Below are 14,781 nucleotides of genomic sequence, written 5' to 3' on the forward strand. Positions count from 1 at the left end.
TGCGCGATCTCTCCAGCGTTACGGATGGGGCAGGCCCCAGCAGATGTGTCAGGTAAAGACTAATGATCCGTCTCAGCAGGGCGGAATCAGCGGACCGACCACGCGCCGCCCCTGCGACGTACGGTAGCGGCGGCATCCTCGCGAAGCGCGCCGATTTCCGCCGGGCCACCAGCCGCGCTGCCGACATCGGACAGCAGGCACGCCAAAGCCCAGGTCAGAGGCACCAAGTCGAGTTCACGGGCCATGCTCAGAGCTGATTCGGCCACGGCCCGGCAGGCCTCGACGTCGCCCGAGCAACACAGGGCGGCAGCACGCACCACCTCGGACTTCACGGCGTGTCGCGTCGAGCCCATTGCCGCCGCGAGACCGACCGCGCGCTCGGCGTGGTCGACGGCGGACGACGCTCGCCCGGTGGCCATGGCGAGTTCGGCCGACACCCACTCGAACCGCACGGCGATGCGCTGCGAGGTGCCCTCGACGTGTCGTGCGCGCCGCAGCAGGTCGGATGACAGCGCGAACCGTCCCACGCCGAGCGCGTCGGCGGCGAGACCTATCAGTGCGTCGGCTCCGGCATCGGCGTCGTTCCCCGCGGCGGCCCAGGCACGGCCGTCCCACGAGCGAGCGGCAGCGTGCCCGCCCAGCTGCCTGGCGAATGAGGCACGTGTGCTGTGAGCGAGTGAGGCAAACGTTGCGCCGTCGGCCATCCTGGCGAGGCGCTCCAGGTCGGCGAGCGCTACGGCGTAGCGGCCCTGACCTCCGGCGGCGACCGCCCGGTGCCACGCCTGCTCGGCGGTGGCGGGGTCGGGCAGCGGCCATGCCCCTGGCTCGCTCCCGAAGGCGGCGCGGGCCAACCGCGAGGCCGGATCGATCATCGGAGACGACGCTACCAACCTCGAAATCGAGGGACCGCGAGAACCCGGTACCGCCGGGCACGCATTTATTCGTGTAGCGAATTCAACAATGGTTAACAGTTCGTGGTGGCCATGTTAATTCCACGTCAACTGCCTTTTCAGGGGTACTCATAAGCGCAACAACGCCGTTCGATGCGAGCTGCGGAAATACCACGGATCGTTGCTACGCGCCGGTTCTACCAGCACAGCCTTCGTTGCGAGCAGGTCTTGACTATGAACGTCACGTAAATTCCCGAGCAGGGGTAAAGCCCCTGAGCAACCGCTCACCCTATTGACTCGTTTTCCTCAGCCCTTCTACGTTGTGCTCACGAGAAAGTCATCGGCGACTTGGACTCGGTTAGGTCACGACTCACGCGGCACGTCTTCCGCGGGAATCGCAGAGAGGGGTAACCCAATGCCACAGCCACAGCAGCTGCCCGGGCCCAACGCCGATATCTGGGACTGGCAAATGGACGGTCTTTGCCGGGGCGTCGATTCCTCGATGTTCTTCCATCCGGACGGCGAGCGCGGCCGCGCTCGCTCGCAGCGCGAGATGCGCGCCAAGGAGATGTGCCGCAGCTGCCCGGTCATCACGCAGTGCCGCAGTCATGCCCTCGCCGTCGGCGAGCCCTACGGCATCTGGGGCGGACTGAGCGAATCCGAGCGGGAGATGCTCCTGAAGCGAGGGATCCGCCGCTCGGCCTGACCTGAACCCACGACCATCGCAGAGGCTCCCACCCGCCAAGGTGGGGGCCTCTCGCGTCGTCGATGAGCGGTGATGCGCCGGCGGTCCTACTTGGCGCCAGCGGCCAGCCACTGATCGAAGGTGGTGGCCGCGATTCGCGCGTTCTCGGCGGGCAGCAGCACGTTGCCTGCCATCTCGAGGCCCAGCGGTCCCGACCACGACGGGATCAGCCGGACGTCGCGACCGAGCACCGCGTGGGTGCGGCGAGCCATGTCGACCAGGTCTTGCGGTTCGGGTCCGGCGACGTCGACGTGGCGGCCCTGCGGCGCACCCGTTGCCACCTCGGCGAGCACCGCGGCGATGTCGTCGGGCGCGATCGGCTGAACCAGGAGCGGCGCGATGATCGCGACCCCGTCGCGCTCGGTCCAGCTCGCCGCCATCGCCGCGAAGTCGTGGAACTGCGTCGCGGGGACGATCGTCCACGGCACCCCACCAGCCTCGACGAGGCGCTCCTGCTCGCGCTTGCCTGCGTAGTGGGCGGTGCCGCCGTCCATCCTGTCGATTCCGACGATGGACAGCAGGACGTGGTGACGCACCCCTGCCCGCTCTTCGGCGGCGAGGAGGTTGGTCGTCGCGGTCGCGAAGTACCTGCGTGTCTCGTCGGGATCGACCGGCGGTGAGCTGACTGTGTCGACGACGACGTCCACCCCGCCGAGTGCGGCGTCGAGGCCGTCTCCGGTGAGCAGGTCGACACCGAGCGAGCGACTGATCGGCACGACGTCGTGCCCGTCTCGCTCGAGAGCCGACACCGTTCGAGCACCGATGTTGCCGGTCGCACCGGCTACCGCGATCCGCATGGTCGACCTCCACGCACGTTTCAGTAGAACCGGGGTTGATCTTGCCACCGGGGGGACCGCGGATCACGCAGAGCTGACTAGGACATGGTGGCCAAGTTGTGCCACAGGTTTCGAAGGCTGTCAGTGCCCCCGAAGAGTGTGGTGAAGTGCGTCGAGTCGATGAGCACGATGTCACCTGAGCGCTTGGCCTTCGGGGGCATCCAGATCAGCGCGTTGAACTCGGTGTTGCCCGCCGCGGTGAATGGATGTGGCCGGTTCGGGTCAACACGTTGGCGGCCGAGTACGACCAAGTCCTTGCCTTCCGGCGCGGTCAATTCGTAGTGCGGTAAGTGCGGGTGGAAGTTGAAGGTGCTGACATTGTCGAGCAGTCGCGGAGTGTCGAGGTCCCGGAAGCTGGTGAGCGGTGCGATCTCCTTGGTGCCCTCGACGACGGCGGGCCGAAGTCCCCAGGTGTTGTGCACCGGAACGTCGAGGGCCTTCATCAGCGAGCGGGTGTACGCGGTGAAGCGTTGCTGACGAGGTACGAGCCGGTCGCCGTGGTGTTCATACTCGACCTGCCGTTGCTCCAAGTCGTCGGTGAACCCGACGTCGTGGTGAGGTGCCAGCAGCAGACAGGTGCCCTCGCGCTGCAGCCAGTCCTCGATGGCAGCGATCTCCTCCGGCGCGGCCTCCTCTTGGGAGAGCAGATGGTCGAGTCCGAACACCATCAGGGTGTCCGTGTCGGCGAGAATCCGCTCGTCGATCGGCAGCTTGTAGCCGGCTTGGTCGATGCGCTGAAAGACGGCAACGGGGTGACCGGTGGCCTCGCCCGCGACCTCCTGGAAAGCAAGCGCGGACCGGTGAAAGAGTTCTAGCGTTCCGGCGATGCCCTGTAGGAAGTTGGCCTCGTCGTACTCCGGTGTCTCATAGGCAGGCCAAAGGACGTTCCGCACCTCGGTGATCGTGGAGAACCGGTTCTCGATCACCTCGGGTGGTCGTTGCGCCTCCCACGGGTAGCTCCAGGTCCAGTAGATGCTGATGCGACGGCCCCCGTTGTGCGGGCGGCTGACGTGATCTTGGTTGTAGGTACGAGCATGCATGAAGTCGTCCTTTGACTTTCAAAGAGAAGCGAGGTGACGCATGGCGTTCATCCCTGGGAGGAAGAAGTAGGCGCCACCGGTGAGGGTGGTGAACGCGGGAAGTCCCTCGTGCACCTTGCGGATCGGCCGCTTGGGGACGGTGAAGTCGAGTGTGCCGTCCTGGGTGCCGACGATCGGATCGTGCTCGTTGCCCAATTCGTGGAACGCCTTGTCGTTGATCCACACGTTCTGCGCGAACTCGAATTGGCGGACCAGATCCGCGCAAATGATGAACGCGGCGATACCCCGGTCGACGCCGTCATCGGGCGCATCCTCGGGAAGCGCCGGGCCATAAGTGGCGCCACGGCGGATCATCCGACGCCGGTTCATGTTGTGGGCTGTATCGCGTGGGTTCAACCGGCGTGCGTGCGCGCCCAGCGGGCAGGCGTAGCCGAACGGATCCATCTCTTTGTAGTTGAAGTCGTTGTTGCGCATGGGGTCTGCGCCCAGGTTGGGGTCATCGTGGTTCGGCGCGAGCACGAGTGGGGCGCCGCTTCTCCAGCGACCCATGAACTTCGCGGCCATCAACTCCTGCTCTTCCGAAGTCTCCCCTTGTTCGCGCAGATAGTTCCGGAACCGCCCAACGTGTTCCCGAAGTCGCCGGTAGGCCATGTAACTTCCATTGCGGGACAGCACTTCGGGTCGAGGGAGGTTGGCGACCGGGCCGTTCTCGTCGGGGTAGCCCAGGATGAACTCCCCGGGTTCCAACGGGTCTCCTGAGCCTGGGGTCGGTCCCTCGCCGGAGCCTTTCATCACCGGTTGCGAGAGCCTGTCGCGGAACCCGAAATGATCGTGGGCGTAGTTGAAGGGCGGTGTGGCGTTGAGGTCGAGGTGCGAGAGGCTGCGCACCCCATCGGTACGGGCCAGCAGCTCGTCGTGTTCGGCGATCGACCTGCGGCACTGCTCGTCGGTCCGCGAGAACAGGATCGCGATGGCGTGCACATCCTCGCCGGCCAGTCCGCCGACCCAATGTTCGGGTGCGTTGGCGCCGATGTCGCCGAGAATGTCGGCACGGGCGGCCATCCCCTCCCGGAACGCATCTGGAAAGCTGGCCAACGCGTCCTCGGGTACACCGAGCGCACGCAACCCGGTCCAGGTGAAAGCCAAGGTGACCCACCGATCCGAGGAGTCGACGGTTTCCTGGACATCGGCGGCCGACTGCACCTTGTCGAGCAACTCCGAGAGCCACGCCCGGCCGCCGGCAGGAGTGCCGAAGGTGAGGAACTCGTAGCGGCCGGTGATCGCGGGTGTTCGAGTCAGCAGGATGTGCTGAATGTCGTTGAACTGCAGGGGCGACACCTCGGTCACGGTGCGCGCTGGCCCTTCGCCCACGCCCACGCCGCGACGCGCCACCCGTCGACGCTTCGGCGAAGCGCTACCGTGTACGTCGCGCCGGTCTGGGTCACCGTCGTCCCGTTCAGGTCGAATGTCATCGTGGCCGGAACCACCAGATACGCGGCGTCGCTTGTCGTGTCGTTGTGCACCGGTTCACCGATGCTGACGTGGTAACCCGACGCACCTAGGTGTTCACCTTCAGCCAAGACGTCGCGGTACCAGTCCGCCGTGGCCGTGGGTCCCAGCCATAGGTGTGGTGACATGCCGTCGAGGATCGAACCGTCCGCGGCGAACGCCGCCGACATCGCCGCGGAATCGCCTGCGTTGAACGCATCCAGATACGCGTGAACGGCAGCCAGAGGGGTGACGCTCATTGCATCTGGTCGAGCATGGTGGAGAACGCGGCTTTGAGACGCAAGGCCTTCTTGACCTCATCGGCGGTGACGTACGGGTACTCGCCGTATTCCAAGAAGCTCGGCACATGGTGTTTGCGGACGAACTCGACGAATGCGCCGGGGTTGGTCTTCCAGTCCTCGGGGAAACCTTCGAGGTTGGTGAACACGGTGTCGATGCCCGTTGCGCTGAACAGGGCCACCGCGTCCTCGGTGTACTTGTCGAAGTCGGTGTCGAAGATGCCCTGATACTGGAAGTACTGGTCATCCCCGATCGGGAACACCTGCCAGCGGAGGTAGTGCAGCTTCAGCACCTCCAGCACGGTGGGGTCGGCTGCTACCGCGGCCTCCAGCACCTTGCCATGCTCACGGATCGCATCCTCCCTTCCGGGAATCACCTTCGCGATTATCGAAAAGCCATAACAGGCAGGTGTTTTGGGGAAGATCGGCCCATACCGCCCGCGCTCCTCTTCGAAATAGCCACCCTTGGGGATGGCCATCGCGGCCGGACGTGTCCAGTCATCATCGTTGGGCATCACTCGCTCCTCGCGGCGACTCGAACCTCGATGCGTCGTGACAGTAGCACCGGCGGGTAAGTCATCGATCCGAAATCGTCGACAGCTCGCGACATTGGCCATCGATGGTGCCAGGGCCGAGTCTGGCCTTTGGCGCCGAAAGCGCCCTCACAGGAAGCGTGGCTTTGTACGGTACCGGTGCGGAGGCCGAGCGGATCCTCGCCGCGTCCGCAAATCGCAGAGCGTCCCGGGATTGACACTCCCGCAGCGGGAAGCGTCGACCGGGCCGATGGAACCGAGGTCAACGCGATGATGGCACTACTGCAGCACGCCGTCCCCATTGCCACGCTGATCTTCGTCGTGTCGAGCATGTTGGCGATGGGGCTCGGGCTCACGATCGCAGAGATGGCCAACCCGCTACGCAACGTGCGACTGGTCGCGATGTCTTTATTGGCCAACTTCCTCGTAATGCCCATCGCGGCTGTGCTGCTGGCCAAGATGCTGAACTTGGATCAACCGTTCGCGGTTGGCCTGTTGCTGCTCGGGGTCGCCGCTGGCGCCCCGTTTCTGCCAAAACTCGCCCAAATGGCGAAAGGCGACCTGGCGTTCGCGGTCGCCCTGATGGTGCTGCTGATGGTGATCACGGTCGGCTACCTGCCACTCGTGCTGCCGCTGCTGCTGCCCGGCGTCTCGGTCAACCCCGGCCAAATCGCGCGCTCCCTGATCGTGCTGATGCTGATGCCCTTGGCCATCGCGCTCGCAGTCAACGCCAAACGGCCCCGCGTCGCCGCGGCCGTCAAACCGTGGTGTGACCGGCTGTCCAGCCTCGGACTGGTCGCCGTGGTGGTGCTGCTGGTGGTGGTCAACTTCCGCAACGTGCTCTCGGTGTTCGGCACCCGCGCCATCCTGGCCGGCCTGTTGTTCATCGCCGTCGGCTACGCCCTCGGCTGGGCAGTGGGCGGGCCGGCCGCCGCTACGCGGCCGGTGCTCGGTTTGGGAACCGCCCAGCGCAACATCGCCGCCGCACTGGTGGTCGGTGGACAAAGCTTCACCGACCCCAGCGTGGTGGTCATGGTCGTGGTAGTGGCCATCGTCAGCCTGCTGGTGTTGCTGCCCCTGTCGCGACAGCTTGCTCGCCACGTCCCGCCGGAAACAACAGACCACCCTCGCCAATAGCCGTCGACATCGGTCCATGCCAAACGCGGACGCTACGAACCATTGCGGCGCGCATTGCTCCGATCCGAGTCCTCGATCGCTGGCTCGGTCGTGTTCGTTGTGGGCGCGCGATCGGACCGCGGCAGTACGTGAGAGAAGACACCCCCGGTCCGAAGGGACCGGGGGTGTCTCGTCGTGAACTCGCTGCCTAGTGGGAGTGGCCGTGGTGGCCGTGCCCGGCGTGCTCGTCTTCCTCGACCGGCTTCTCGACGATCGCGGTCTCGGTGGTGAGCACCATGCGGCCGACCGACGCGGCGTTGAGCACCGCGGACCGGGTGACCTTGACCGGGTCGACGATGCCGTCGGCCAGCAGGTCGCCGTACTCCAGGGTTGCGGCGTTGAAGCCCTGGCCCGCAGGCAGTTCGGAGACCTTGTTGACCACGACGGAGCCGTCGAGGCCCGCGTTCGTGGCGATCCAGTACAGCGGTGCCGACAGGGCGGCGGAGAACACGTCGACGCCGAGCGCCTCGTCACCGCTGACCGACGCGCGCAGGTCCTTCAGCGCCGATCGGGCCTGCACGAGGGCAGCGCCGCCGCCCGTCACGATGCCCTCTTCCACGGCGGCCTTGGCTGCGGCGACCGCGTCCTCGACCGCTTCCTTGCGCTTCTTCAGGTCGGTCTCGGTGGCGGCGCCGACCTTGATGACGGCAACGCCGCCGGCCAGCTTCGCAAGCCGCTCCTCGAGCTTCTCGCGGTCCCAGTCCGAGTCGGTGGACTCGATCTCGGCACGCAGCTGTGACTTGCGACCCTCGATGGCGTCGTCGGAGCCCCCGCCGTCGACGATGACCGTGCTGTCCTTGTTGACCACGACGCGGCGGGCGGTGCCCAGCACGTCGAGTCCGGCCTCGCGCAGCAGCAGCCCGACGTCGGGGTTGACGACCTGGCCACCGGTGACGACCGCGAGGTCGTCGAGGAACGCCTTGCGGCGGTCCCCGAAGAACGGCGCCTTCACGGCGACGGCCTTCAGCGTCTTGCGGATGGCGTTGACCACCAGGGTCGAGAGCGCTTCGCCCTCGACGTCCTCGGCGATGATCAGCAGCGGCTTGCCTGCCTCGGCGACCTTCTCCAGCAGCGGCAGGAGGTCGGGCAGCGAGCTGACCTTGTCGCGGTGCAGCAGCACCAGCGCGTCCTCGAGAACCGCTTCCTGCGAGTCGAAGTCGGTGATGAAGTAGGCGGAGATGAAGCCCTTGTCGAAGCCGACGCCCTCGGTGACCTCGAGTTCGGTGTTGACCGTCGAGGACTCCTCGATGGTGACCACGCCGTCGGTGCCGACCCGGGTCATGGCCTCGCCGACCAGTTCGCCGACCTCGGCGTCGCGCGAGGAGACGGTGGCGACCTGGGCGATGGCGCCCTTGTCGCTGACCGGCGTGGCCGCGGCCAGCAGGGCCTCGGACACGGCGTCGGCCGCCTTGGAGATGCCCGCGCCGACGGCGATGGGATTGGCGCCCGCCGCGACGTTGCGCAGCCCGGCCTTGACGATCGCCTGGGCCAGCACGGTCGCGGTTGTGGTGCCGTCACCGGCGACGTCGTTGGTCTTGGTGGCGACCGACTTGACCAGTTGGGCGCCGAGGTTCTCGAACGGGTCCTCGAGGTCGATCTCGCGGGCGATGGTGACGCCGTCGTTGGTGACGGTCGGGCCGCCCCAGGCCTTGGCCAGCACCACGTTGCGACCGCGCGGGCCGAGCGTGACGCGTACCGCGTCGGCGAGCTTGTCGACGCCCGCCTCCATCGCCCGGCGCGCAGTCTCGTTAAATTCGATCTGCTTGCTCATGAATGTTCTTCCTGCTGAGGTGATTTCCCGGCGCTAGCCGCCAGTTGAACGCATACCGCCCCGGACATCACCCGTGCGACGGGGATCTCCGGGGCGGGACACGGGTGCTTACTTGTTGACGACTGCCAGCACGTCGCGCGCCGAGAGGATCAGGTACTCCTCGCCGCCGTACTTGATCTCGGTGCCGCCGTACTTGCTGTAGATGACGGTGTCGCCCTCGGCGACGTCCAGAGGAATGCGCTTCTCGCCATCCTCGTCCCAGCGGCCGGGGCCAACTGCGACGACGGTGCCTTCCTGCGGCTTTTCCTTGGCCGTGTCGGGAATGACCAGACCGGATGCGGTCGTGGTCTCGGCCTCATTGGCCTGAACGAGGATCTTGTCCTCGAGTGGCTTGATGTTCACGCTCGCCACGATGGGGTCCTCCACTTGGTTCGGGTGTAGGTCCGGACAACCCGGACCCGATCACTAACAGGTGTTCGGCATGCGTCCGTGCCCATTGCGCCGTCGTCGCGGGAGCCAGCGCGGGCTCGGCTGCGTGCCACCTAGCACTCTATACACGCGAGTGCTAGCACTCAAGGGTGGGGTTGTGCGTCGTGGTGGACGCCGGTCTCAGCGCCCGTAACTGGCCGGATCGACCGCCAGATGCGCCGAGACGTCCCCCACCATCTCGACGTCGACCTTGCGCTCGGTGAAGTACCAGCCGCCCGAATCGTCGGCGTCGCGAGCGAAGCGGTCGAAGTACCGCCCCACGACGATCGGCTGCAGCGGCACGGTCTCCGTCTGCTGCACCACGCAGAACGTCGACCGCGCCGTGGCGGTGTCACCGTCGACGTCGACGATCGGGTTGAGCACCAGGTGCCGGGTGCGCGGGGTGTTGCCGTGATCGGGGAAACGCCGAGTGGTCTTCGCGAAGAGCTTGCCGATCACGTCGGCGCCCGACGCTCTGCCCGATCCCGCGCTGCCACCGAAGCTCGCGCGGCGAAGCAGGACCCCCACGCCGTCGAAGTCGCCCGCGTCGATCAGTTCGGCGTAGCGGTACAGCAGCTCGTGTACCGCGAGCTTGGCCGCCAGGTCCCCGGTCACGCCACCTGCCCCGTGAGCACCGGCAGTCCCGGGTCGCTGGGCACGTCCAGCGGCGACGGCGGCGCGCCCGCGGCGATCAGATGGGCGGCGAACGACGCGATCATCGCCCCATTGTCGGTGCACAGTCGCGGCCGCGGCACCCGCAACACGAGACCGGCTGCGGCGCAACGCTCCTCGGCGAGTTCGCGCAGCCGTGAGTTGGCCGCCACTCCCCCGGCGATCAGCAGCGTCGACACGCCGAGATCGGTGGCGGCACGCAGGGCCTTCATCGTCAGCACGTCCGCGACCGCCTCCTGAAAGCCAGCGGCCACGTCTGCGGTCGACGCGTCGGGATGACGTTCGACGTAGCGCGCGACCGCCGTCTTGAGGCCACTGAAGCTGAAGGCGTACGGCGCGTCCCTGGGGCCGGTCATGCCGCGCGGGAACGTGATCGCGTCGCGATCACCGGTGCGCGCCAGGTCGTCGAGCGGCTTGCCGCCCGGATAGCCCAGGCCGAGCAGCCGCGCCACCTTGTCGTAGGCCTCGCCCGCGGCGTCGTCGACGGTGCTGCCCAGTTCCTCGATCGGTGCGCCGAGTGAGCGGACGTGCAACAGATGGGTGTGCCCGCCGGACACCAGCAGCCCGATGGACTCGGGCAGCGGGCCGTGTTCGTAGACGTCCGCGGCGAGGTGCCCGCCGAGGTGGTTGACCGCATAGAACGGGACACCCCACGCCGCGGCGTACGCCTTCGCGGCAGCCACGCCGACCAGCAGCGCGCCCGCCAGCCCGGGGCCGATCGTCGCGGCGACGACGTCGGGCCTACGGACCCCCGCGACGTCGAGGGCGCGGCGCATCGTCGGCCCGAGCGCCTCGAGATGCGCGCGCGAGGCGATCTCGGGGACGACGCCGCCGAAGCGCACGTGCTCCTCGACGCTGGAGGCCACCTCGTCGGCGAGCAGCGTGACGGTGCCGTCGTCGGCGAGGTCGCAGATGCCGACGCCGGTCTCGTCGCAGGAACTCTCGATGGCCAGGATGATCGTCATGACGTCTCTCTCGGGTCCCGTCGCATCGTGTACGCGTCGGCCCCGCTGACACGGTAGTACCGCTTGCGGAGTCCGACGACGCCGAACCCAACGCTCTGATACAGCTTGATCGCCGCGTCGTTGTCCGTCCGCACCTCGAGGAACACCGCGCCGCCGTCGGCAATCTCCAGCAGCATGTCGAGCAACCGCCGCCCGATCCCCCGGCCCTGGAAGGCCGTGTCGACGCCGATGGTGTGCACCTCGTACTCGAACGGCGGCTTGCGGCCCAGCCGCGTGATCCCCGCGTATCCGACGAGCTGCCCGTCGACGCGGGCGGCGACGTAGTGGTTGTGCCGGGACTCCAACTCGCGGATGAACGCGACCGCGGGCCACGGATCGTCGCCCGGGAACAGCTGCGCCTCCAGCTCGGCGCAGCGGTCCGCGTCACCGATGCGCAGTCCCTCGTAGACGACGTGGGCGGGCTGGTTCACCGGGTCTGCTCGCTGCGCGGCTTGGCGTCGGGCCGCCGTAGGTAGAGCGGGACCAGCGGCTCGGGCGGCTGCGAGAACCCAACGACGCGAACCAGACCCGACGCCGTGGGGTACGTGGGCGTCAGCCGGGGCAGGTCGAACAGCGCGGCGTGGTCGGGCGAACCCGCCACCGTCAGCGCACCGGCGGGCACGTCGGCGGGCGCGGACACCTCGGGCCCACCCACCCGCACCCCGTCGCGGTAGCGCGCCCAGTACACCTCTCGTCGCCGCGCATCGGTGACCACCAGCGCCTCGCCGAGGGTGTCGATGCCGATCGCGTCGAGGCTGCAGACGCCGTACACCGGCACGTCGAGCGCATGCGCGTACGCAGCCGCAGTCGCCATCCCGACGCGTAGTCCGGTAAAGGGCCCTGGGCCGCATCCCACCACCACCGCGTCGAGGTCGGCCATCGCGACGCCGGCATCGGCCATGGCGCCCAACACGTTCGGGGTCAGCTGCTCGGCGTGCGCGCGGGCGTCGAGCGTGACCCGTTCGCCGAGCACCTTCACCTCCGACGCGTCGCGGCGCACCACTCCCGCGGTGACGGCAGGCGTGGCGGTATCGATCGCCAGCACGAGGCCGTTCACCGCCCGGCCTCCCGTTCGCCCGCGCCGCTCCACTGCCAGATCGCCGTGCGCACGTCGGTCTCCCCGCCGCGTTCCAGGCGGATGTCGAGGTGCCGGTCGGACAACCGCTCGGCCAGGCCCTCACCCCATTCGACCACCACGACGGCATCGTCGAGATCGGTGTCGAGATCGAGCGAGTCGAGTTCGGCCAGCAGGTCGGCGTCCACCGAGTCGTGGCCCTCCAGCAGCCGGTAGACGTCGACGTGCACCAGCGCGGGCCGGCCTGCATCGCGGGCACGGTGCAGCCGGGCCAGCACGAACGTCGGCGAGGTCACCGCGCCCTCGACGTCCATGGCCTGCGCGATTCCCTTTGCCAGCACCGTCTTTCCCGCGCCCAGCGGACCCGACAGCACGACGACGTCACCGGCGCGAAGCCCCGCCCCCAGTCGTGCACCCAGCGCCATGGTGTCCTCAGCGGTTGCCAGTTCGGCGGTGCCGCCCGCGGTGGCGTCGTGGGTGTCAGACACGGTTGCGCACCCGTTCGCGCAGGCGCCGGGTCAGGGCGACGAGCTTGGACGGCGTGGCGCGCTCCACCAGGCGGACCAGCGCGTCGTCGACGATCTCCGGCTGCTCGAGTTGGACGAGATGGCCTGCGCCGCCGATGATCACCAACTCGCACTTAGGCAGCCGCGCGGCCATCGCCTCGGCGTATTCGTGTGGGGTGAGCAGGTCGCGGTCGCCGCACACGACGAGCGTGGGGATCTTCGCCAGCGTGACGAGTCCCTCGGTCTCGTCGTGCACCTCGAGTGCGTGCAGGAAGCCGACGAGCGTGGCGATCGGGGTGTCGTGCATCATCCGCTCCGAGAACGCCACGACGCTGGGGCTGATCTTCTCGTCGCCGTAGGAGGCGGCACGCAGCACCGGACCGATGACCGATCGGGCGGCGCCCCTGGTGTGATGCACGGCCTGCGGCGCGTAGCGGACTGCGAACCGGGCGGCCTCCAGAGCCGGGTTGCGCAGGATCTCACCCAGCGGGGATCGCGAGATGCCCTCTGCCGCAGACGAGATCAGCGCCGCGCCGACGATGCGGGTGCCGTAGTGCTTCGAGAACTGCCGGGCGTGCGAGAGCACCGTCATGCCGCCCATCGAATGGCCGACCAGCACGATCGGTCCGCGCGGCGCCATCACCGTCAACACGTCTTCGAGGTCCTGGCCGAGCTGGGGCACCGTGAACGTGTCCGGCGAGGCGCTGCCCGACTGTCCGTGGCCACGCTGGTCGTAGAACACCATCCGCACCTGCGGGCCCCACTGCTCGGTGAGCCGCAGGCGCTGAAAGTGGAACGCGCCCATGCGCAGACAGAAGCCGTGGGCGAACACGACCGTGAGCGGTGCGTCCTGCGGGCCGACCTCCCTGACCGCCAGCGGCACGCCGTCGGAGGTGGTGACGATGCAGCTGCGGTCGGCGTCGAGCAGTTCGAAGTCCTCGTCGCGGTGTGGGTCGTCGGCGGTGACACGCCGAGTCAGCGACTTCGCCACCGTGGTCCCGGCGAGGCTGCCGACGGCGGCCAGGCCCGCCAGACCCGCCAGCCAGCTCGCGTTGCGCCGCCGGCCACGCCACCGGTCGGCCCGAGCCACCTCGCTCACCGGCTCGTCCCGCCGACGTACATGCGGCCGACCCGACCCCGCGGGCTGGTCACCACCTCGTAGTTGATGGTGCCCAGCGTCTCGGCCCAGTCCTGCGCGGTCGGTTCCCCATTCGCTCCGGAGCCGAACAGGACGGCGGTGTCGCCGACGGAGACATCGACCGGACCCGGGCCCAGGTCGACGACGAACTGGTCCATGCAGATCCGCCCCACGTTGGGTCGGCGCTTGCCGTTGATCTGCACGTCGAAGCGCCCACTGAGGTTCCGGAACACCCCGTCGGCGTAGCCGAGCGGGATGAGCGCCACCGTGGTGTCGCGGTCGGCGATCCACGTGTGCCCGTAGGAGACACCGTCGCCCGCCTGGATCCGCCGCACCATGGCGACCGGGCACGTGAGCGTCATCGCGGGGATCAGGCCCATGTCGCCGCGCGCCGGGATCGGGGTCTGGCCGTACACCGCGATACCGGGGCGGACCAGGTCGAAGGCGAGGTCGGGCCGGGTCATCGTGGCAGGCGAGTTGGCCAGGTGCGCGATCTCGAAGTCGACGCCCGAGGCGCTGGCCCGAGCCCGCAGCTGCGAGAACCGTTGCGCCTGACGGTCATTGACCGGGCTGTCCGGGTCGTCGCCGCATGCCAGGTGCGACATGATCCCGCGCAGCCGGATGGCGTCTGCGGCGCTCGCCCGGGCCAGCGTCGGCAGCATCTCGGTGAAGTCGTCACCGCTTGCGCCGTTGCGACTCAGGCCGCTGTCGACCTTCACCGTCACGGTCGCGCTGCGGCCGGTGCGTTCCACGGCGGTCAGCAGGTCGGCGAGTTGACGCGGCGAGGACACGGCGACCTGGACGTCGGCGGCCACCGCGGGACCGAAGTCGGCGCCGGGGGCGTGCAGCCATGCCAGCACCGGACCGGTGAAGCCGTCGCGGCGCAGCGCCAGCGCCTCGTCGAGGGTGGCGACGCCGATCTCGGCGGCGCCCGCAGCGAGTGCGGCCTCCGCGACCGCGGTGGCGCCGTGCCCGTAGCCATCGGCCTTCACGACCGCCATCACCGCGGCCGATCCGGCATGGTCGCGCAGCAATCGCACGTTGTGGGCGATCGCGTCGAGGTCGACCACCATGGTGGCCGCGTGCGACGTGCTGGGGGTGAGGTCGGTGATTCCCATGATCACCGCCGATTGTCCCAGA

General features: G+C 68.2%; 17 protein-coding genes. 2 read left to right on the top strand and 15 right to left on the bottom strand.

Annotated features, from left to right (window positions below; all coding sequences use genetic code 11):
- Window positions 1-86 precede the first annotated feature (86 nt).
- Window positions 87-872, bottom strand: a complete 786-nt coding sequence (locus tag G6N61_RS12820) for a hypothetical protein (protein WP_163918869.1) — start codon at window positions 870-872, stop codon at window positions 87-89.
- 433 nt (window positions 873-1,305) lie between these two features.
- Here G6N61_RS12820 and G6N61_RS12825 point away from each other — a divergent pair, with 433 nt between their 5' ends.
- Window positions 1,306-1,596, top strand: coding sequence for a WhiB family transcriptional regulator (locus G6N61_RS12825; RefSeq protein ID WP_163918870.1), 291 nt, complete (start codon window positions 1,306-1,308; stop codon window positions 1,594-1,596).
- An 86-nt stretch (window positions 1,597-1,682) separates the two neighbouring features.
- Here the strand turns inward: G6N61_RS12825 and G6N61_RS12830 are convergent, their stop codons facing one another.
- From G6N61_RS12830 to G6N61_RS12850, 5 genes are all read right to left on the bottom strand, one after another.
- Complete coding sequence (locus G6N61_RS12830) at window positions 1,683-2,432, bottom strand: SDR family oxidoreductase (protein WP_163918871.1); 750 nt, start codon at window positions 2,430-2,432, stop codon at window positions 1,683-1,685.
- A 77-nt stretch (window positions 2,433-2,509) separates the two neighbouring features.
- Window positions 2,510-3,511, bottom strand: a complete 1,002-nt coding sequence (locus tag G6N61_RS12835) for a hypothetical protein (RefSeq protein ID WP_163918872.1) — start codon at window positions 3,509-3,511, stop codon at window positions 2,510-2,512.
- Window positions 3,512-3,529: 18 nt separating this feature from the next.
- On the bottom strand, window positions 3,530-4,858 hold the full coding sequence (locus G6N61_RS12840) for a Dyp-type peroxidase (protein ID WP_163918873.1): 1,329 nt from the start codon (window positions 4,856-4,858) through the stop codon (window positions 3,530-3,532).
- The gene (locus G6N61_RS12845) at window positions 4,855-5,259 is read right to left on the bottom strand and encodes a nuclear transport factor 2 family protein (RefSeq protein WP_163918874.1); all 405 of its coding nucleotides are present in this window, start codon (window positions 5,257-5,259) and stop codon (window positions 4,855-4,857) included. Before G6N61_RS12845 ends, G6N61_RS12840 begins: the two co-directional genes overlap by 4 nt.
- Window positions 5,256-5,813: a hypothetical protein gene (locus G6N61_RS12850; RefSeq protein WP_276078361.1), complete on the bottom strand. Its 558-nt coding sequence runs from the start codon at window positions 5,811-5,813 to the stop codon at window positions 5,256-5,258. The genes G6N61_RS12845 and G6N61_RS12850 overlap by 4 nt, the downstream gene beginning before the upstream one ends.
- A 288-nt stretch (window positions 5,814-6,101) precedes the next feature.
- Between G6N61_RS12850 and G6N61_RS12855 the strand changes: the two genes are divergently transcribed.
- Window positions 6,102-6,968 (top strand): bile acid:sodium symporter family protein, encoded by an 867-nt coding sequence (locus tag G6N61_RS12855; protein WP_163918875.1) that lies wholly within the window; start codon window positions 6,102-6,104, stop codon window positions 6,966-6,968.
- Between the two features lie 187 nt (window positions 6,969-7,155).
- On the opposite strand, the gene groL is transcribed toward G6N61_RS12855, so the two are convergent.
- The 9 genes from groL to alr form a co-directional block, all read right to left on the bottom strand.
- Window positions 7,156-8,778 carry a chaperonin GroEL gene (gene groL / locus G6N61_RS12860; RefSeq protein WP_163918876.1) on the bottom strand — a complete coding sequence of 541 codons (1,623 nt, stop codon included), beginning with the start codon at window positions 8,776-8,778 and terminating at the stop codon, window positions 7,156-7,158.
- Window positions 8,779-8,886: 108 nt separating this feature from the next.
- Complete coding sequence (groES, locus tag G6N61_RS12865; protein WP_070356489.1) at window positions 8,887-9,189, bottom strand: co-chaperone GroES; 303 nt, start codon at window positions 9,187-9,189, stop codon at window positions 8,887-8,889.
- 198 nt (window positions 9,190-9,387) lie between these two features.
- Window positions 9,388-9,861 carry a nuclear transport factor 2 family protein gene (locus tag G6N61_RS12870; RefSeq protein WP_163918877.1) on the bottom strand — a complete coding sequence of 158 codons (474 nt, stop codon included), beginning with the start codon at window positions 9,859-9,861 and terminating at the stop codon, window positions 9,388-9,390.
- Window positions 9,858-10,883, bottom strand: a complete 1,026-nt coding sequence (gene tsaD / locus G6N61_RS12875) for a tRNA (adenosine(37)-N6)-threonylcarbamoyltransferase complex transferase subunit TsaD (RefSeq protein WP_163918878.1) — start codon at window positions 10,881-10,883, stop codon at window positions 9,858-9,860. The genes G6N61_RS12870 and tsaD overlap by 4 nt, the downstream gene beginning before the upstream one ends.
- Window positions 10,880-11,353 (bottom strand): ribosomal protein S18-alanine N-acetyltransferase, encoded by a 474-nt coding sequence (rimI, locus tag G6N61_RS12880; protein ID WP_163918879.1) that lies wholly within the window; start codon window positions 11,351-11,353, stop codon window positions 10,880-10,882. Before rimI ends, tsaD begins: the two co-directional genes overlap by 4 nt.
- Window positions 11,350-11,979: a tRNA (adenosine(37)-N6)-threonylcarbamoyltransferase complex dimerization subunit type 1 TsaB gene (tsaB, locus tag G6N61_RS12885; RefSeq protein ID WP_163918880.1), complete on the bottom strand. Its 630-nt coding sequence runs from the start codon at window positions 11,977-11,979 to the stop codon at window positions 11,350-11,352. The genes rimI and tsaB overlap by 4 nt, the downstream gene beginning before the upstream one ends.
- On the bottom strand, window positions 11,976-12,485 hold the full coding sequence (tsaE, locus tag G6N61_RS12890; RefSeq protein ID WP_264077047.1) for a tRNA (adenosine(37)-N6)-threonylcarbamoyltransferase complex ATPase subunit type 1 TsaE: 510 nt from the start codon (window positions 12,483-12,485) through the stop codon (window positions 11,976-11,978). Before tsaE ends, tsaB begins: the two co-directional genes overlap by 4 nt.
- A complete protein-coding gene (locus G6N61_RS12895) occupies window positions 12,478-13,602 on the bottom strand; it encodes an alpha/beta fold hydrolase (protein ID WP_235887515.1) in 1,125 nt (374 codons plus the stop codon). The genes tsaE and G6N61_RS12895 overlap by 8 nt, the downstream gene beginning before the upstream one ends.
- Complete coding sequence (gene alr / locus G6N61_RS12900) at window positions 13,599-14,759, bottom strand: alanine racemase (RefSeq protein ID WP_163918881.1); 1,161 nt, start codon at window positions 14,757-14,759, stop codon at window positions 13,599-13,601. The genes G6N61_RS12895 and alr overlap by 4 nt, the downstream gene beginning before the upstream one ends.
- Window positions 14,760-14,781 lie beyond the last annotated feature (22 nt).

Source organism: Mycolicibacterium arabiense (assembly GCF_010731815.2).
Classification (GTDB): Bacteria; Actinomycetota; Actinomycetes; order Mycobacteriales; family Mycobacteriaceae; genus Mycobacterium; species Mycobacterium arabiense.